This window comes from Actinoplanes sandaracinus (assembly GCF_030009775.1).
Taxonomy (GTDB): domain Bacteria; phylum Actinomycetota; class Actinomycetes; order Mycobacteriales; family Micromonosporaceae; genus Actinoplanes; species Actinoplanes sandaracinus.
The window spans coordinates 184,032-199,244 of the sequence record NZ_JASCTH010000008.1 but is presented as its reverse complement, the minus strand read 5'-3'; the positions used below and the strand labels follow the sequence as shown (position 1 = coordinate 199,244).

The following is a 15,213-nucleotide window of genomic DNA, read 5'->3' as shown; positions in this document are numbered from 1 at the left end:
CTGAGGGCGGCCACGATGCCGCCCTCCAGGATGCCGACCGCTGATCGATGGAGTTGCCACGTGAGCCAGGCCCCCAGCCGTACCGTCGTCGTCCTTGCCGCCGGCGAGGGCAAGCGGATGAGATCCGCGACGCCCAAGGTTCTTCAGCCTCTGCTCGGGCGCACCCTGCTGGGCCACGTCCTGGCCGTCGCGTCGGCGATCAACACCGACCGCACGGTGGTCGTCGTCGGGCACAAGGCCGACGAGGTCGGCGCGTTCCTGGCCGAGGCCGCCCCGCAGGCGACGCCGGTGTTGCAGGCCGAGCAGAACGGGACGGGGCATGCGGTGCGCATCGCGCTGGACGCGTCGCCTGATCTGACCGGCACCGTGGTGGTGCTGAGCGGCGATGTGCCGCTGTTGCGCCCGGAGACGGTGGAGGCGCTGCTGGCCACGCACGAGCGGGCGGGTGCGGCGGCGACGGTGCTGAGCGCCGAGGTGGCGGAGCCGGGTGGGCTGGGCCGGATCGTGCGGGGTGCGGACGGCAATCTGCAGCGGATCGTCGAGCAGAAGGACGCTTCGGCGGAGGAGCGCCGGATTCGCGAGATCAACTCGGGGATCTATGCCTTCGACGCGGTGTTGTTGCGTGAGGCGCTGGGCAAGCTGTCGACGGACAACGCGCAGGGCGAGGAGTATCTGACGGACGTGTTCGCGATTCTGGCGTCGCAGGGGCATCCGGTGGCGATCGAGGTGGCGGAGTTCGCCTTCGAGACGTTGGGTTGCAATGACCGTGCCGAGTTGTCGAGGCTGAGGGTGCTGATGCGCGACCGGGTGAACGAGGGGTGGATGCGGTCCGGTGTGTTGCTGCTGGACCCGGCGACGACCTGGATCGATGTGACGGCCACTCTGGAGCCGGACGCGGTGGTGGATCAGAATTCGCAGATCCTCGGGTCGAGTTCGGTGGCCCGGGGTGCGGTGGTGGGGCCGGACACGACGCTGATCGACACGGTGGTGGCTGAGGGCGCGACGGTGTTGCGGACTCATTCGATCGGCGCGGTGGTGGGTCCTTCGGCGACGGTGGGGCCGTTCTCGTTCCTGCGGCCGGGGACGAGGCTGGCGCGGCAGTCGAAGATCGGTGGTTTCGTCGAGGCGAAGAACGCCGAGTTGGGTGAGGGTGCGAAGGTGCCGCATCTGACCTATGTGGGTGACGCGACGATCGGCGCGAGGGCGAACATCGGCGCCGGTACGATTTTCGCGAACTACGACGGGGTGAAGAAGAGTCACACGACCGTGGGCGAGGCGGCGTTCGTGGGGTCGGACACGGTGTTGATCGCTCCGGTGGAGGTCGGTCCGGGGGCGTATGTCGCGGCGGGCAGCGCGATCGCGAAGGATGTGCCGGCGGGCAGCCTGGGTGTGACGCGGGCGCAGCAGCGCAACGTCGAGGGCTGGACGGCGCGCAAGCGTCCTGGGACGGTTTCGGCGGCTGCCGCGGAGGCCGCGAATATCACCCCTGAGCAGGACTGATCCAGCTGGGGTGAGGCATCCCACCCGCGGGCCTGGAAACATGGCGGTTACGTTGCGGCAAGGGATACTTCACTGCGAAACCCCTACCCCCTAACCACGGGAGCAGCGAGCCGATGGGCAGCATCGTCGCCGAGAACCGTAAAAGTTTGATGCTTTTCTCCGGCCGGGGTTTTCCCGAGCTGGCGGAAGAGATCGGCCAGGTGCTCGGCGTGGCGCCGACGCCGTCGGATTCCTATGAGTTCGCGAACGGCGAGATCTTCGTCCGTTTCAAGGACTCGGTTCGTGGTTCGGACGCTTTCGTCGTGCAGTCGGTGACGGAGGGTGTGAACCGGTGGGTCATGGAGACCCTCATCATGATCGACGCGTTGAAGCGTGGGTCGGCCAAGCGGATCACCGTGGTGTTGCCGTTCTATCCGTACTCGCGGCAGGACAAGAAGCACCGTGGCCGTGAGCCGATTTCGGCGCGGCTGGTGGCTGACCTGCTGAAGACGGCGGGTGCGAACCGGATTCTGACGGTCGATCTGCACACCGCGCAGATTCAGGGTTTCTTCGACGGCCCGGTGGATCACCTGTTCGCGATGGACATCCTGGCTGACTATGTGCAGCGGAAGTACGCGGGCCGCCCGATGACGGTGGTGGCGCCGGACTCGGGCCGGGTGCGGGTGGCGGAGCGGTGGACGGACCGGCTGGGTGGTTGCCCGCTGGCGTTCATTCACAAGACCCGTGATCCGTTGAAGCCGAACCAGGTGGTGGCGAACCGGGTGGTCGGTGAGGTCGAGGGCCGGGTGTGCCTGATTGTCGACGACATGATCGACACGGGTGGCACGATCGCGAAGGCGGCGGACATCCTGTTCCAGGAGGGTGCGGCTGATGTGATCGTGGCGTCGACGCATGCTCTGCTGTCGGATCCGGCGACGGAGCGGTTGAAGAACAGCCGGATCAGTGAGCTGGTGGTGACGAACACGTTGCCGTTGTCGCCGGAGAAGCAGCTCGACAAGATCACCGTGTTGTCGATCGCGCCGTTGTTGGCGCGGGCGATCCGTGAGGTGTTCGATGACGGTTCGGTGACCACTTTGTTCGGTGGCCTCAGCTGATCGTGCGGTTGTCTCGCTTCAGGGGCGCCCGTCGGGTGTGACGGGTGTTTCCTGTGGTGGTGCAAGTTGCATCAGTGGGGTGATTTTTTCCTGGATGCCGTCAGCCGGGCAGACCCGCTGACTGATGCACGATCGTGGCAGGTAAGCTAGTACGGTTGCCACGGCGAGGGTGCCTCGTGGTCTGCTGAGGTTCGCAGTCCACTCGAGGTGCCGTCATCGACGCGGTGCTCCGGGCCTGTGCCCAGCGCGCCCCCTTGCCCGGCAGCGCCGTAACAAGATCAGCGCCGCAACACCGTCGCCAGCGACGGCCCGCAACGCCGTCAAAGGTCACCAACGCAGCACTGCCGGATACCGCAGCCGCAGACTTAGACGCAGCCCGCATCGAAGAGTTTCAGGAGTTTCCCCGTGTCCGAGGTAAAGATCAGCGCCGAGCCCCGCACCGAGTTCGGCAAGGGTGGTGCTCGCCGCACGCGCCGGGCCGGCCTCGTGCCTGCCGTGCTGTACGGCCACGGCGAGGCGCCGCAGCACATCGCCCTTCCGGCCCGTGAGTTCGCCGCCGCCATCCGGCACGGCGGCATCAACCAGATCTTCACGATCGACATCGCCGGTAACGCGGCTGCCACGCTGGCGCTGCCGAAGGCGATTCAGCGTGACCCGATCAAGGACACGTTCGAGCACGTGGACCTGCTGATCGTGAAGCGTGGCGAGCGGATCCAGGTGGACATCACCGTGGTTCTGACGGGTGAGGCCGCCAAGAACACCCTGATCACGCACGAGTCGAACACCGTGGCCGTGGTCGCGGAGGCGCTGCACCTGCCGTCCGAGCTGGAGCTGTCGATCGAGGGCCTCGAGGCCGGGTCGCACCTCACCGCCGGCGACGTGAAGCTGCCGAAGGGTGTGGAGCTGGCTGTGGACGCCGACACGGTGCTCGCGGTCATCAACGCGGCCCAGTCGAACGAGGCTCCGGCCGAGGCTGAGGCTGAGGCTGAGGGCGAGACCGCGGAGTAGTTCCGTCACGTCTCAGCGGTGAGCCAGATGTCAGGGAAAGTGCCGGGTGGCACTTTCCCTGATTCGTTATGTGGAGGCGAAGAGGTTGAGCGACGAGGCGCCGTGGCTGGTGGTCGGTCTGGGGAATCCGGGCCGGGAGTACGCCGGTAACCGGCACAACGTGGGGTTCATGGTGGCCGATCTGCTGGCCTCGCGGACCGGCGGCAAGTTCGGGCGGGCGAAGCGGGCGCAGGGCGAGATGGCGGAGGGCCGTCTGGGGCTGGGCGGGCCGAAACTGATCGTGTTGAAGCCATTGACGTACATGAACCTGTCGGGTGCTCCGGTGGTGTCCCTGGTGCAGTTCTTCAAAATCCCCGTGGCTCATGTGATCGCGGTGCATGATGAGCTTGATGTGCCGTTCGGGCAGGTCCGGGCGAAACGTGGCGGCGGCGAAGGCGGTCACAACGGTCTTCGTTCGATGTCGAAGTCGCTGGCGAGCAAGGAGTACGCTCGCGTGCGCTTCGGGGTCGGACGGCCTCCGGGACGTCAGGATCCGGCCGACTTCGTGCTCTCCGACTTCTCCGCGGCTGAGCGCAAGGAGCTGGATTTCCTGGTGGATCGGGCGGCTGACGTGGTGGAGGCGATCGTCGGCGAGGGTGTCGAGTGGGCGCAGAACAAGTACCACGGCGTTTGATCTCCATCTGACGATGCCGTGACGCCGCCCGCGGTCGTCCGTTGGTCACACGGACGCACGAATTCGGTGCGAGGCCGATGTGACGGGAGGTTCGGGGGATGTCGCAGGACGTGTCCGAGGGCCGGGCGGACGCGTTGACCGAAGCTACGGTGGCTCTGCCGGTGGTCCGTCCGGACCGTGTGCCGCAGGCGCCGCCGGGTCACGGCGTGGCGAATCATCCGCCCGGTAATCAGGGTCCGCAGCGGCCGGCGGTGCGGCGCAGTGGCCGTAACAGCAGGATTCCGGTGCCCGCGGCGGGTGTGGAGAACGCCCCGCCGCGGGTGGCGGGCGGGGAGACCGATCCGGCCCGCAACCAGGCGGTCGACCGGCATGCGTCGACGGGCCGTAACCGGTCGATGGCCGCTCGTCCGGCGAGCCGGCCGTTCGTGCGGACGCGGGGGCGGCACGCGGCGATGTCGCGCCGGCAGGATTGGGAGCGCCGCTATGTGCGGACGCTGGTCCTCGCGGATGTGAGCGCGGGTGTGGTGGCGGGGGCGGGCACGTTCGTCGTCCGGTTCGGGGACGCGGTCACCGACTACAACCGGCTGTATCTGATCTGGTCGGCGCTGATGCCGGTGGTGCTGTTGCTGGTGTTGGTGGCGGCCCGGGCGTACGAGTCGCGGTATCTGTTCGTCGGTTCCGACGAGTATCAGCGGGTGCTGCGCGGCGGGGCGGGTGTGGTCGGTGGCGCGGCTCTGGTGTCGTACGCCTTGAATCTGGATCTGGCCCGGTCGTACGTCCTGGTGTCGTTTCCGCTGGCGATAGCCACGATCGTGGTTCTGCGGTTCGCGTTGCGTAAGCGGTTGCATCTGTCGCGGGTGCGGGGCGAGAACCTCCGCCGGGTGATCGTGGTCGGCCACGAGTTGTCGGTCATCGGGATGACCCGGCAGTTGCGCCGCGAGCGCTATCACGGCCTGGAGGTGGTGGGCGCGTGCCTGCCGCCGGGCGCCGACGGGGTCGGGGTGACCGATCTGCCGGTGTTCGGGACGTTCGACGATGTGGCGAGCGCGGTGGAGCGGGCCGACGCGGACACCGTGGTGGTGCTCAGTTGCCCGGAGTTGGACGGGGCGGCGCTGCGGCGGCTGGCGTGGCGGCTGGAGCGCGACGAGGTGGACCTGGTGGTGGCGAGCGCGCTGGTGGATGTGGCCGGTGCGCGGACCACGATCCGCCCGTTCGACGGTCTGCCGATGCTGCATGTCGAGCATCCCCGGCTGCACGGTGGCTCGCGGCTGGTGAAGGAGTTGGTCGATCGGGTCGGTGCGCTGATTCTGCTGATCCTTCTCGGTCCTGTGCTTCTGAGCGTGGCGCTCTGCGTGGGCCTTACGTCACGTGGCCCGGTACTCTTTCGCCAGGTGCGCGTGGGACGTGATGGCCGTTTGTTCCGGATCTTCAAGTTCCGCAGCATGTATGTCGACGCCGAGGCCCGGCTTGCCGAGCTGAGGCACCTCAACGAGCACGACGGTGTGCTCTTCAAAATTCGCGACGACCCGCGTGTCACCCCGGTCGGGCGGTGGTTGCGCAGGTTCTCGCTGGATGAGCTGCCGCAACTGCTGAACGTCCTGTCGGGGCGGATGTCTCTGGTCGGCCCGAGGCCGCCGCTGCCCACGGAAGCGGCCGCCTATGCCGACGACGTGCGGCGCCGGCTGGCAGTCAAGCCGGGAATGACCGGTCTCTGGCAGGTGTCGGGGCGGTCGGACCTCTCCTGGGAGGAGGCGGTTCGGCTGGATCTGCGCTACGTCGAGAACTGGTCGCTGAGCCTGGATCTGGTGATCCTGCTCAGGACGGTGACCGCGGTGGCGCGGTCGTCGGGAGCGTACTGACAGAGGCGATCTTTCAGTGAGGAGCGAGAGATGGGCGAGCAGACGAAGACGTCAGCACGCATAGCGGGTCCGCGGGACGCGGGTGAGGGCGGATCCCCGCCGGTCATCGACGCCGCTTTCGCCCGCTGGCTGGCGGACCGTGCCGGCCAGGTGCTTCTCCAGGTTCGTGCCGAGATGGGGCACGCGGACGGCAAGGCTCTCAAGGCGGCCGGCGACCGGGCCGCGCACGAGTTGTTGCGGGCGGAGCTGGCCCGCTGGCGTCCGGCGGACGCGGTGCTGTCCGAGGAGGACGAGCATGCCCGGGTGGCGTGGTCCGAGGACGAGGCGCCGGTGTCGCGGCCGGACCGGCTCGGCGCGAACCGGGTGTGGATCGTGGATCCGCTGGACGGCACCCGGGAGTTCTCCGAGGAGGGGCGCGACGACTGGGCGGTGCACGTGGCGCTGTGGACGGCCGATTCGTCGGCTCCGGCCCATCTGACGGCGGGCGCGGTGGCGATGCCGGCCCGGCACTGCACGCTCGCCACCGATCAGCCTCCGGCGTACCCGCCGATGCCGTTGGAGTCGGCGACCGGCGGGTCGATCCGGATCGCGGCGAGCCGGACCCGTCCGCCGGCGTTCGTGACCGCGCTGGCCGAGGATCTCGGCGCCGAGCTGGTGCCGATGGGCTCGGCCGGGGTGAAGATCGCGGCGGTGATCAACGGCGAGGCGGACGCCTACGTGCACGCCGGCGGCCAGTACGAGTGGGACTCGGCCGCTCCGGTGGCTGTGGCGTTGGCCACTGGCCTGCACGCGTCCCGGGTCGACGGCTCACCATTGACGTACAACCAGGCCGATCCAAGTTTGCCTGACCTGGTCGTTTGTCGTAAGGATCTCGCTCCTCGGTTGCTTGCTGCGTTGCAGAGGCATCTTCCGTAACAATGACGTCTGCCCTGCCGACCGACACCGGAGAAAGGTCTGGGGACTGAACCCATGAGCCAGACGAAGCCCTATCGCGTTTCGCATCTGGATGCTCTCGAAGCGGAGAGCATCTTCGTGATGCGTGAGGTCATGGCCGAGTTCGAGCGCCCTGTGCTGCTGTTCTCCGGCGGCAAGGACTCGATCGTGATGCTGCGCCTCGCGGAGAAGGCGTTCGCGCCGGCGCGCATCCCGTTCCCGGTCATGCACGTCGACACCGGCCACAACTTCCCCGAGGTTCTGGAGTACCGGGACCGGCGGGTCGCCTCGCTCGGCCTGAACCTGGTCGTCGCGAGCGTGCAGGAGGCGATCGACGCGGGCCAGGTGCGTGAGCTGCCGGACGGCACGCGCAACCGGATCCAGACGCCGGTGCTGCTCGCCGCCGTGGAGAAGTACCGGTTCGACGCCCTGTTCGGCGGCGCCCGGCGGGACGAGGAGAAGGCCCGCGCCAAGGAGCGGATGTTCAGCTTCCGTGACGAGTTCGGTCAGTGGGACCCGAAGAACCAGCGGCCCGAGCTGTGGTCGCTCTACAACGGCCGGCACCACCCGGGCGAGTCGATCCGGGTGTTCCCGCTGTCCAACTGGACCGAGCTGGACGTCTGGCACTACATCGCCAAGGAGGACATCCCGCTGCCGGACATCTACTACGCCCACGACCGTGAGGTCGTCGAGCGTAACGGGATGTTCTACGCGGTGAACGAGTTCATCCGGCTGCGTGACGGTGAGACGTCCGAGGTCCGCCGGGTGCGGTACCGCACGGTCGGTGACGCGTCGCAGACCGCGGCCGTGTTGTCCGAGGCCGACACCGTGGAGAAGGTGATCGACGAGGTCGCCGCCACGCGGATCACCGAGCGCGGCGCCACTCGCGGTGACGACAAGGTCAGCGAGGCCGCGATGGAAGACCGTAAGCGAGAGGGTTACTTCTGATGAGCCAGGCTGTTCTGGAGCCGGACGCCACCGCCGGGCGTGGCATGGACCTGCTGAGGTTCGCCACCGCGGGCAGTGTGGACGACGGCAAGTCGACCCTCATCGGCCGTCTGCTCTACGACACCAAGACGATCTTCGAGGATCAGCTCGAGGCGGTGGAGACCGCCAGCGCCTCCCGCGGTGACGAGTACACGAACCTCGCGCTGCTCACCGACGGTCTGCGGGCCGAGCGGGAGCAGGGCATCACGATCGACGTGGCGTACCGGTACTTCGCGACGCCGCGCCGCAAGTTCATCATCGCCGACACCCCGGGGCACATTCAGTACACCCGGAACATGGTCACCGGCGCGTCCACCGCCGACCTGGCGCTGATCCTGGTCGACGCGCGTAAGGGCCTGGTCGAGCAGTCGCGCCGGCACGCCTTCCTGACGAGTCTGCTGCGGGTGCCGCACCTGGTGCTCTGCATCAACAAGATGGACCTGGTGGACTGGGACAAGGCGGTCTACGACAAGATCGCCGACGAGTTCACCTCGTTCGCGGCGAAGCTGGACGTCCCCGATCTGACGACCATCCCGATCTCGGCGCTCAACGGCGACAACATCGCCTCCCGTTCGGACAAGAGCCCGTGGTACGAGGGCTCGTCGCTGCTGCACCACTTGGAGCACGTGCACATCGCCAGCGACCGCAACCTGGTCGACGTGCGTTTCCCGGTGCAGTACGTGATCCGTCCGCAGTCCACCACGGTCACCGATTACCGCGGCTACGCCGGTCAGGTCGCCTCCGGCATCCTCAAGCCCGGTGACGAGGTGATGGCTCTGCCTTCCGGCATGACCAGCACGATCGCGTCGATCGACACCGCTGACGGCCCGGTCGGCGAGGCGTTCCCGCCGATGTCGGTGACGGTCCGGCTGAACGACGAGATCGACATCTCGCGCGGTGACATGATCTGCCGCCGTAACAACGCGCCGGCCGTCGCGCAGGACATCGAGGCGATGATCTGCTGGATGGACGAGACGGCCCCGCTGCGGGTCGGCGGCAAATACGCGATCAAGCACACCACCCGGACCGCCCGTGCCGTGGTGCGTGGCCTGCAGTACCGGCTCGACGTGAACACGCTGCACCGCGACGAGTCGGCGGACGGGCTCGCCCTCAACGAGATCGGCCGGGTCAAGCTGCGGACCACGGTGCCGCTGCTCGCCGACGAGTACCGCCGTAACCGCACCACCGGCGGTTTCATCCTGATCGACGAGAGCACCAACCGTACGGTCGGCGCCGGAATGATCATCGAGGCGCGCTGACCCTGATCGTCGCCCAGACGACCTTGCCGGTCTCGGTCGGTTCGCACCCCCACAGGGCGGCCGCCTCGTGCACCGTCCGCAGCCCGCGGCCCCGCTCGTCGAGCGGCAGGTCCGGGCGCGGGCGGGACACCGGCATCATCCGGGGCAGGCGGGGGTCGCCGTCGCTCACGGCCAGGTGCAGCCCGGCGCCGCGCCGGCTCACCGCCACCCGGATCTCGGTGCGGGCGTGCTCGACCGCGTTGGTGACCAGCTCCGACATCACCACCCGGCTCGGATGCAGCAGATGGGCCAGGCCCCACGTCAGGCAGGCGTCGCTGACCAGGTTGCGGGCCAGGCTCGGCGCTTCCGCGTCGGGTCGCAGGGTGGCGGTGAGGCGGTCCTCGCCGGGGATCCGGCCGGCCAGCGCAACCCGGGCCTGCCGCACTTTCGCATAGATCGGCAGGAAACGGCCGGCGCCCAGCCCCTGCATGCGGTCGGCGAGCGGCAGATGCGGCGGCACGCAGAGCGCCAGGTGCACCGGCGGTTCCAGCCGGGCGGCGAAGTGCCGGGCGGTGGTCCAGGTGGTGGCGCTCTCACTGTGCGGGTCGTGCAGCCCGGTCAGATCAACGATCAGCCCGTCGGGGTGATCGGTGAAGCACCGGCGCAGCGTCGCGGACGCGTGCAGGCGCAGCTGGGCGTCCCACGGCCCGCGGACCGTGAGCAGCGAGACGGCGGCGTCCTCGGTGGTGTCGACGCTGACGCCTCGCTCGGTGTGATCGTGAAGATACGGTGGGCTTACCCCCATGTCGCACACCATAGTCCGGCGCCCGGGACCGAGCCCCTGGTCTCGCTCCTGCGGGTGATCGGGCGAAAGGCCGAGCCCGGCCCCCGCGGATGAGGGGTGCCGGAGGCTCGGCCGGGCGGGTCAGTCGCCGTTGCGGGCCGTGCGTTCCTCGATGGCCTCACCGAGGGCGCCGGTGAGATCGCCGGACGGCACCGCGATCTGCTCACCGTCGGTGCTGGAGGGCTTCGGCCGCGGCTGCGGTGCGGTGGCGGCTCCGGCGAAGCCGAACTCGTTGGGCTCGTTGCGCTCGTCCTGCGGCGGGTTGGGCTCGTTGGTCATGAGAACCGGCATACCCGCCGCAGGTCGATCGAAGCGTCAGAGCCGGGCCGCGCCCGGGCCGGCGGTCGCCACCCAACTGGTGGGGGCGGTGAAGTCCCTCTTCCGGTACGCGGCGTCGACCGCGGCCGCCGTCGCGTCCGCCCGCTCGGCGTCGACCAGGGCCAGCACGCAGCCGCCGAATCCGCCGCCGGTCATCCGGGCGCCGTACGCCCCCGCCGCGAGCGACGCCTCCACGGCCACGTCCACCTGGTCCACGGTGATCTCGAAGTCGTCGCGCATCGACGCGTGCGAGGCGGTCAGCAGCGGGCCGATCTCCCGCACCCGGCCCGAACGCAGCAGCGACACGGTGTCGAGGACCCGCTGGTTCTCGGTGACGATGTGCCGGGCCCGGCGCCGCATCACGTCGTCGTCGAGCCGCTCCAGCGCCTGCGGCAGGCTGTCGGTGGAGACGTCCCGCAGCGCCGCCACCCCCAGTGTGGCGGCCGCCGCCTCGCAGCTCTTGCGGCGCTCGCCGTACTCGCCGTCGACGTGCCGGTGCGGCGCGTTGCTGTTGATCACCAGGATGGCCAGGCCCTCGGCGGTCAGGTCGAACGGGATCTGCTCGACCTGGTAGGTCCGGCAGTCCAGGAACAGCGCGCGGCCTTCCTGGCAGCGGATCGACGCGGACTGGTCGAGGATGCCGGTGGGGGCGCCGACATACACGTTCTCGGCCCGCTGCGCGATCGCCGGCCGGCGCTCCAGCGCGACGTCCAGACCGCCGAGATCGACCAGAGCGGTCAGCACGGCCGACTCCAGGGCGGCCGACGACGACAGGCCGGAGCCGAGCGGCACGTCCGAGGCGATGGCGATGCGGGCCGGCGGCACCTCGAAGCCGGCGTCCTTCAGGGCCCAGACCACCCCGGCGACGTACGCGCCCCAGCCGGTCACGTCACCCGGGGTGGTGACCCCGAACGAGACCGGGTCCGGCGCCAGAGTCGAACAGACCGACCAGCGGCCGTCCGGCGCCGGGCCGGCGGCCGCGACCGTCCGCTGCGGCAGGGCGAAGGGCAGGACGAAGCCGTCGTTGTAGTCGGTGTGCTCGCCGATCAGGTTGACCCGGCCCGGCGCCGCCCACAGTCCGGCCGGCTCCGTCGCGTACGCCTCGAGGAAAGCCGCCGTGGCGGCCGAGGGAATGCTCATGCTCACGCGACGTGCTTCCGGTAGAAGGTCCAGGCGTCACCGATCATGTCCTGCAGGGTGTTCTTCTCCGGCACCCAGCCCAGGTCCTCGCGGGCCCGGGCCGAGGAGGCCACCAGGGTAGCCGGGTCGCCGTCGCGGCGCGGGGCGATCTCGACCGGGATCGCCGCGCCGGTGACCTCGCGGGCGGCCTCGACGACCTGCCGGTTGGAGAACCCGTTGCCGTTGCCCAGGTTGTAGACGCGGTGCTCGCCGGCGACCGTCGCGTCCAGCGCCAGCAGGTGCGCCCGCGCCAGGTCGTGGACGTGGATGTAGTCGCGCACGCACGTCCCGTCGGCGGTGGGGTAGTCGTCGCCGAACAGCTGCAGCTTCTCCCGCTTGCCGGCGGCGGCCTGGAGAGTGATCGGGATCAGGTGGGTCTCCGGATCGTGGCGCTCACCGATCTCGTGGCTGTCGCTGATGTAGGCGCCGGCCACGTTGAAGTAGCGCAGCGAGACGGCGGCCAGGCCGTACGCGAACGCCTCCGAGGTCAGGGCCAGGTCGAATGCCAGCTTCGTGGAGCCGTAGGTGCTGGTCGGGGCCTTGATCGCGGCCTCGGTGATGGGCAGCTCGACCGGGTTGCCGTAGACGGCGGCGGTGGAGGAGAAGATGAACCGCGGGACCTTCGCCGCACGGACGGCGTCGAGGAAGGCGAGCGACTTCACCACGTTCTCGTGCCAGTACAGCTCGGGTTTCGCCATCGACTCGCCGGCCGCGATCAGCCCGGCGAAGTGCAGGACGGCGTCGAACCCGGAGTCCGGCGTCAGCACCTGGGCGGCGTCGGCGATGTCGGCCTCGACGAAGGTGGCGTCGGGGGCGACGGCCTCGCGGAAACCGGTGCGCAGGCTGTCCAGCACGACGACCTCGTGGCCCGCGTCGAGCAGTAGCCTGCTGGTGACGCTACCGACGTAGCCGGCGCCGCCGGTGACGAGCAATTTCACGACAAGCACTCTCCCTAGTCAGGACGATCCTAGAGTTCCCCAGAATCGCTCATAGGTCAACAGGTTCGAACATTGGCGCGACCGGGCAGGGGATTCGCGATTCCCGCCCCGGGGCTGACACAATGGCGGCCATGTCCGACGTTGCCCGCCGCCCGCGAGTGCTTTCCGGCATCCAGCCGACCGCCGATTCCTTCCACCTCGGCAACTACCTGGGCGCGGTGCGCAACTGGGTGGCGATGCAGGACACGCATGACGCGTTCTACTGCGTGGTCGACCTGCACGCGATCACCATGGGTCATGATCCGGCCACATTGCGTAACCGTAGCCGGATTTCCGCCGCCCAGTTGCTCGCCCTCGGGCTGGACCCGGAGCGGTGCACCCTCTTCGTGCAGTCCCACGTGCCCGAGCACGCGCAGCTCGGCTGGGTGCTCAGCTGCATCACCGGATTCGGCGAGGCCGGCCGGATGGTGCAGTTCAAGGACAAGTCGACCAAGGCCGGCCAGGACAGCACCAGTGTCGGGCTGTTCACCTACCCGATCCTGCAGGCCGCCGACATCCTGCTCTACCAGGCCGACCAGGTCCCGGTCGGTGAGGACCAGCGGCAGCACCTGGAGCTGACCCGCGACCTGGCGCAGCGGTTCAACACCCGGTTCGGCAAGACCTTCACCGTGCCCTCGCCGTACATCGTGAAGGACACCGCGAAGATCACCGACCTGCAGGACCCGGCGATCAAGATGTCGAAGTCGGCCTCCTCGCCGAACGGCATCATCGAGCTGCTGGACGACCCGGCCCGTTCGGCCAAGAAGATCAAGTCGGCGGTCACCGACACCGGGCGCGAGATCCTCTTCGACGAGGAGAACAAGCCCGGCATCAGCAACCTGCTGACCATCTACGCGGCGCTCACCAGCCGGGCCATCGACGACCTGCTCGAGGCGTACGACGGACGCGGCTACGGCGACCTGAAGAAGGACCTCGCCGAGGTGCTGGTCGAGTTCGTCAAGCCCATCCAGGAGCGCACCAAGCTCTACCTGGACGACCCCGCCCAACTCGACAAGGTGCTGGCGATCGGGGCTGAGAAGGCCCGGGCGGTCTCCACGGCCACCCTCGCCACGGCGTACCGGAACGTGGGTTTCCTCAGCCCTGCCCGCGGGGCCTGAGCCGAATGTCCCAGCCGGCCATCACCCGCATCGGCGTGGCTATCGACATACCCGAGCCCTGGGGCTCGGCGCTCACCCGCAGGCGCGCGGAGGCCGGTGACCCGCAGGCCGCCTACACGCCGGCGCACGTCACCCTCCTCGGGCCCACCGAGGTGGCCGCCGACGCGCTGCCGGCAGTGGAGAAACACCTGGAGGCGATCGCCTCGGCGCAGGCCCCGTTCACCGTCCACCTGCGGGGGACCGGCACGTTCCGGCCGATCACCGAAGTGGTGTTCGTGACACTGGCCCAGGGCATCAGCGAGTGCGAGCTGCTGGCCGAGGCGATCACCCGGTCGGAGGACATCAACCGGGACACCCGATTCCCGTACCACCCGCACGTCACCGTCGCCCAGGACGTGCCGGCCGGCGCGCTGGACTCGGTCTTCGAGGATCTGGCCGGTTTCTCGGCCAGGTTCGAGGTCTCCGCGTTCACGCTTTTCTCGCACGGCGGCGAAGGACCTTGGCAGCCACGGCGGGACTTCCCCCTCGGACGCTGACCTGTCCTATACGGTCGGCCGGTGAATCCGATCGACCGGGCCTATGACGCGACCGCGGCCCGGATCATGGTGGTGCGCTACCGGTCGCCCTACTTCGACCATCTGTGCCGGGCCATCCTCCGGTACGAGAGCGTCCAGGGCGGCCGGCTCGCGGCCGCGATCGCCTACTACGGATTCTTCGCGGTCTTCGCCCTGCTGCTGATCGGTTACTCGGTCTTCGGCTTCCTGCTGACCAACAACGTCGAGTTGCTCGCCCTCGTGCGCGACTTCCTGCGGCACAACCTGCCCTTCCTGGACATCCAGGCCATCCTGGAGAGCAAGGGCAGCGTCGGCATCGTGGGCCTGGTGGGCCTCACCTTCACCGGCATCGGCTGGGTCGAGTCGATCCGCTCCTCGCAGCGGCTGATCTGGCAACTGCGCGAGCAGCCGGGATACATCGGGGTGCGCCAAGCCGTCGACCTGCTGGTGCTGGTCGGGCTCCTGCTCCTGCTGGCGCTCACCCAGATGGCCGTCTACGGCCTGGAACGGCTGCTGCACTGGCTGGCCGGCGACGATTTCAGCACCACGCTGTCGGTGGTGAGCTGGGTGCTGACGCTGGGGGTCAACATGTTCCTGGCGACGGCGCTGCTCGCCGCCGTGCCGCGGCTGCGGATGACCGCGCGCCGGATGGCCCCGCCGGTCCTCCAGGTGGCGATCGGGCTGATGCTGCTCAACACGATCGGCAAGTCGTTCGTCGAGATCGTGCAGCGGAATCCGGCGTACGGCCTGGTCGGCTCCGCCGTCGGCGCGCTGGTTTACCTCTATGTCTTCAACCAGTTGCTGCTCTTCGGCGCGTCCTGGGCGGCGACCAGCCCGCACGGCCGGGTGGTCGATCTCTCCGCTGATGACAAGACCGCTCCCGTGGGCCAAAACACCTGGATCAGGGATGAGCGCCCACGATGATGGGCCG

At 68.9% G+C, this 15,213-nt stretch carries 15 protein-coding genes; 11 read left to right on the top strand and 4 right to left on the bottom strand.

Annotated features, from left to right (window positions below):
- Window positions 1-60: 60 nt before the first annotated feature.
- The 8 genes from glmU (at window position 61) to cysN (ending at window position 9,313) form a co-directional block, all read left to right on the top strand.
- On the top strand, window positions 61-1,500 hold the full coding sequence (gene glmU, locus QLQ12_RS14445) for a bifunctional UDP-N-acetylglucosamine diphosphorylase/glucosamine-1-phosphate N-acetyltransferase GlmU (protein ID WP_282760174.1): 1,440 nt from the start codon (window positions 61-63) through the stop codon (window positions 1,498-1,500).
- A gap of 113 nt (window positions 1,501-1,613) precedes the next feature.
- The gene (locus tag QLQ12_RS14440) at window positions 1,614-2,594 is read left to right on the top strand and encodes a ribose-phosphate diphosphokinase (protein ID WP_282760173.1); all 981 of its coding nucleotides are present in this window, start codon (window positions 1,614-1,616) and stop codon (window positions 2,592-2,594) included.
- A 405-nt stretch (window positions 2,595-2,999) separates the two neighbouring features.
- Complete coding sequence (locus QLQ12_RS14435; protein ID WP_282760171.1) at window positions 3,000-3,602, top strand: 50S ribosomal protein L25/general stress protein Ctc; 603 nt, start codon at window positions 3,000-3,002, stop codon at window positions 3,600-3,602.
- 85 nt (window positions 3,603-3,687) lie between these two features.
- Window positions 3,688-4,275, top strand: coding sequence for an aminoacyl-tRNA hydrolase (pth, locus tag QLQ12_RS14430; RefSeq protein ID WP_282760409.1), 588 nt, complete (start codon window positions 3,688-3,690; stop codon window positions 4,273-4,275).
- A gap of 98 nt (window positions 4,276-4,373) precedes the next feature.
- Window positions 4,374-6,134 carry a sugar transferase gene (locus QLQ12_RS14425; protein ID WP_282760169.1) on the top strand — a complete coding sequence of 587 codons (1,761 nt, stop codon included), beginning with the start codon at window positions 4,374-4,376 and terminating at the stop codon, window positions 6,132-6,134.
- Between the two features lie 30 nt (window positions 6,135-6,164).
- Entirely contained in the window at window positions 6,165-7,049 is an 885-nt protein-coding gene (locus QLQ12_RS14420) for a 3'(2'),5'-bisphosphate nucleotidase CysQ (RefSeq protein ID WP_282760167.1), read from the top strand.
- A 54-nt stretch (window positions 7,050-7,103) separates the two neighbouring features.
- Window positions 7,104-8,015 (top strand): sulfate adenylyltransferase subunit CysD, encoded by a 912-nt coding sequence (cysD, locus tag QLQ12_RS14415; RefSeq protein WP_282760165.1) that lies wholly within the window; start codon window positions 7,104-7,106, stop codon window positions 8,013-8,015.
- Entirely contained in the window at window positions 8,015-9,313 is a 1,299-nt protein-coding gene (gene cysN, locus QLQ12_RS14410; protein ID WP_282760163.1) for a sulfate adenylyltransferase subunit CysN, read from the top strand. Before cysD ends, cysN begins: the two co-directional genes overlap by 1 nt.
- Here cysN and QLQ12_RS14405 read toward each other — a convergent pair.
- The 4 genes from QLQ12_RS14405 to galE all read right to left on the bottom strand — a co-directional run bounded on the left by QLQ12_RS14405 (window position 9,297) and on the right by galE (window position 12,571).
- Window positions 9,297-10,097, bottom strand: coding sequence for an ATP-binding protein (locus QLQ12_RS14405; RefSeq protein ID WP_282760161.1), 801 nt, complete (start codon window positions 10,095-10,097; stop codon window positions 9,297-9,299). The two genes, cysN and QLQ12_RS14405, sit on opposite strands and share 17 nt — an antisense overlap.
- Window positions 10,098-10,217: 120 nt before the next feature.
- A complete protein-coding gene (locus QLQ12_RS14400) occupies window positions 10,218-10,415 on the bottom strand; it encodes a hypothetical protein (protein WP_282760159.1) in 198 nt (65 codons plus the stop codon).
- Window positions 10,416-10,451: 36 nt separating this feature from the next.
- Complete coding sequence (galK, locus tag QLQ12_RS14395) at window positions 10,452-11,594, bottom strand: galactokinase (protein ID WP_282760157.1); 1,143 nt, start codon at window positions 11,592-11,594, stop codon at window positions 10,452-10,454.
- A gap of 2 nt (window positions 11,595-11,596) precedes the next feature.
- Window positions 11,597-12,571 carry a UDP-glucose 4-epimerase GalE gene (gene galE / locus QLQ12_RS14390; protein ID WP_282760155.1) on the bottom strand — a complete coding sequence of 325 codons (975 nt, stop codon included), beginning with the start codon at window positions 12,569-12,571 and terminating at the stop codon, window positions 11,597-11,599.
- A gap of 131 nt (window positions 12,572-12,702) precedes the next feature.
- On the opposite strand from galE, the gene trpS reads away from it, so the two are divergent.
- From trpS to QLQ12_RS14375, 3 genes are read left to right on the top strand one after another with little or no spacing between them, the layout of a single operon-like run.
- Window positions 12,703-13,728 (top strand): tryptophan--tRNA ligase, encoded by a 1,026-nt coding sequence (gene trpS, locus QLQ12_RS14385; protein ID WP_282760153.1) that lies wholly within the window; start codon window positions 12,703-12,705, stop codon window positions 13,726-13,728.
- A gap of 5 nt (window positions 13,729-13,733) precedes the next feature.
- Window positions 13,734-14,264, top strand: coding sequence for a 2'-5' RNA ligase family protein (locus QLQ12_RS14380; protein ID WP_282760152.1), 531 nt, complete (start codon window positions 13,734-13,736; stop codon window positions 14,262-14,264).
- A gap of 21 nt (window positions 14,265-14,285) precedes the next feature.
- Window positions 14,286-15,206 carry a YihY/virulence factor BrkB family protein gene (locus QLQ12_RS14375; RefSeq protein ID WP_282760151.1) on the top strand — a complete coding sequence of 307 codons (921 nt, stop codon included), beginning with the start codon at window positions 14,286-14,288 and terminating at the stop codon, window positions 15,204-15,206.
- Window positions 15,207-15,213: the final 7 nt, after the last annotated feature.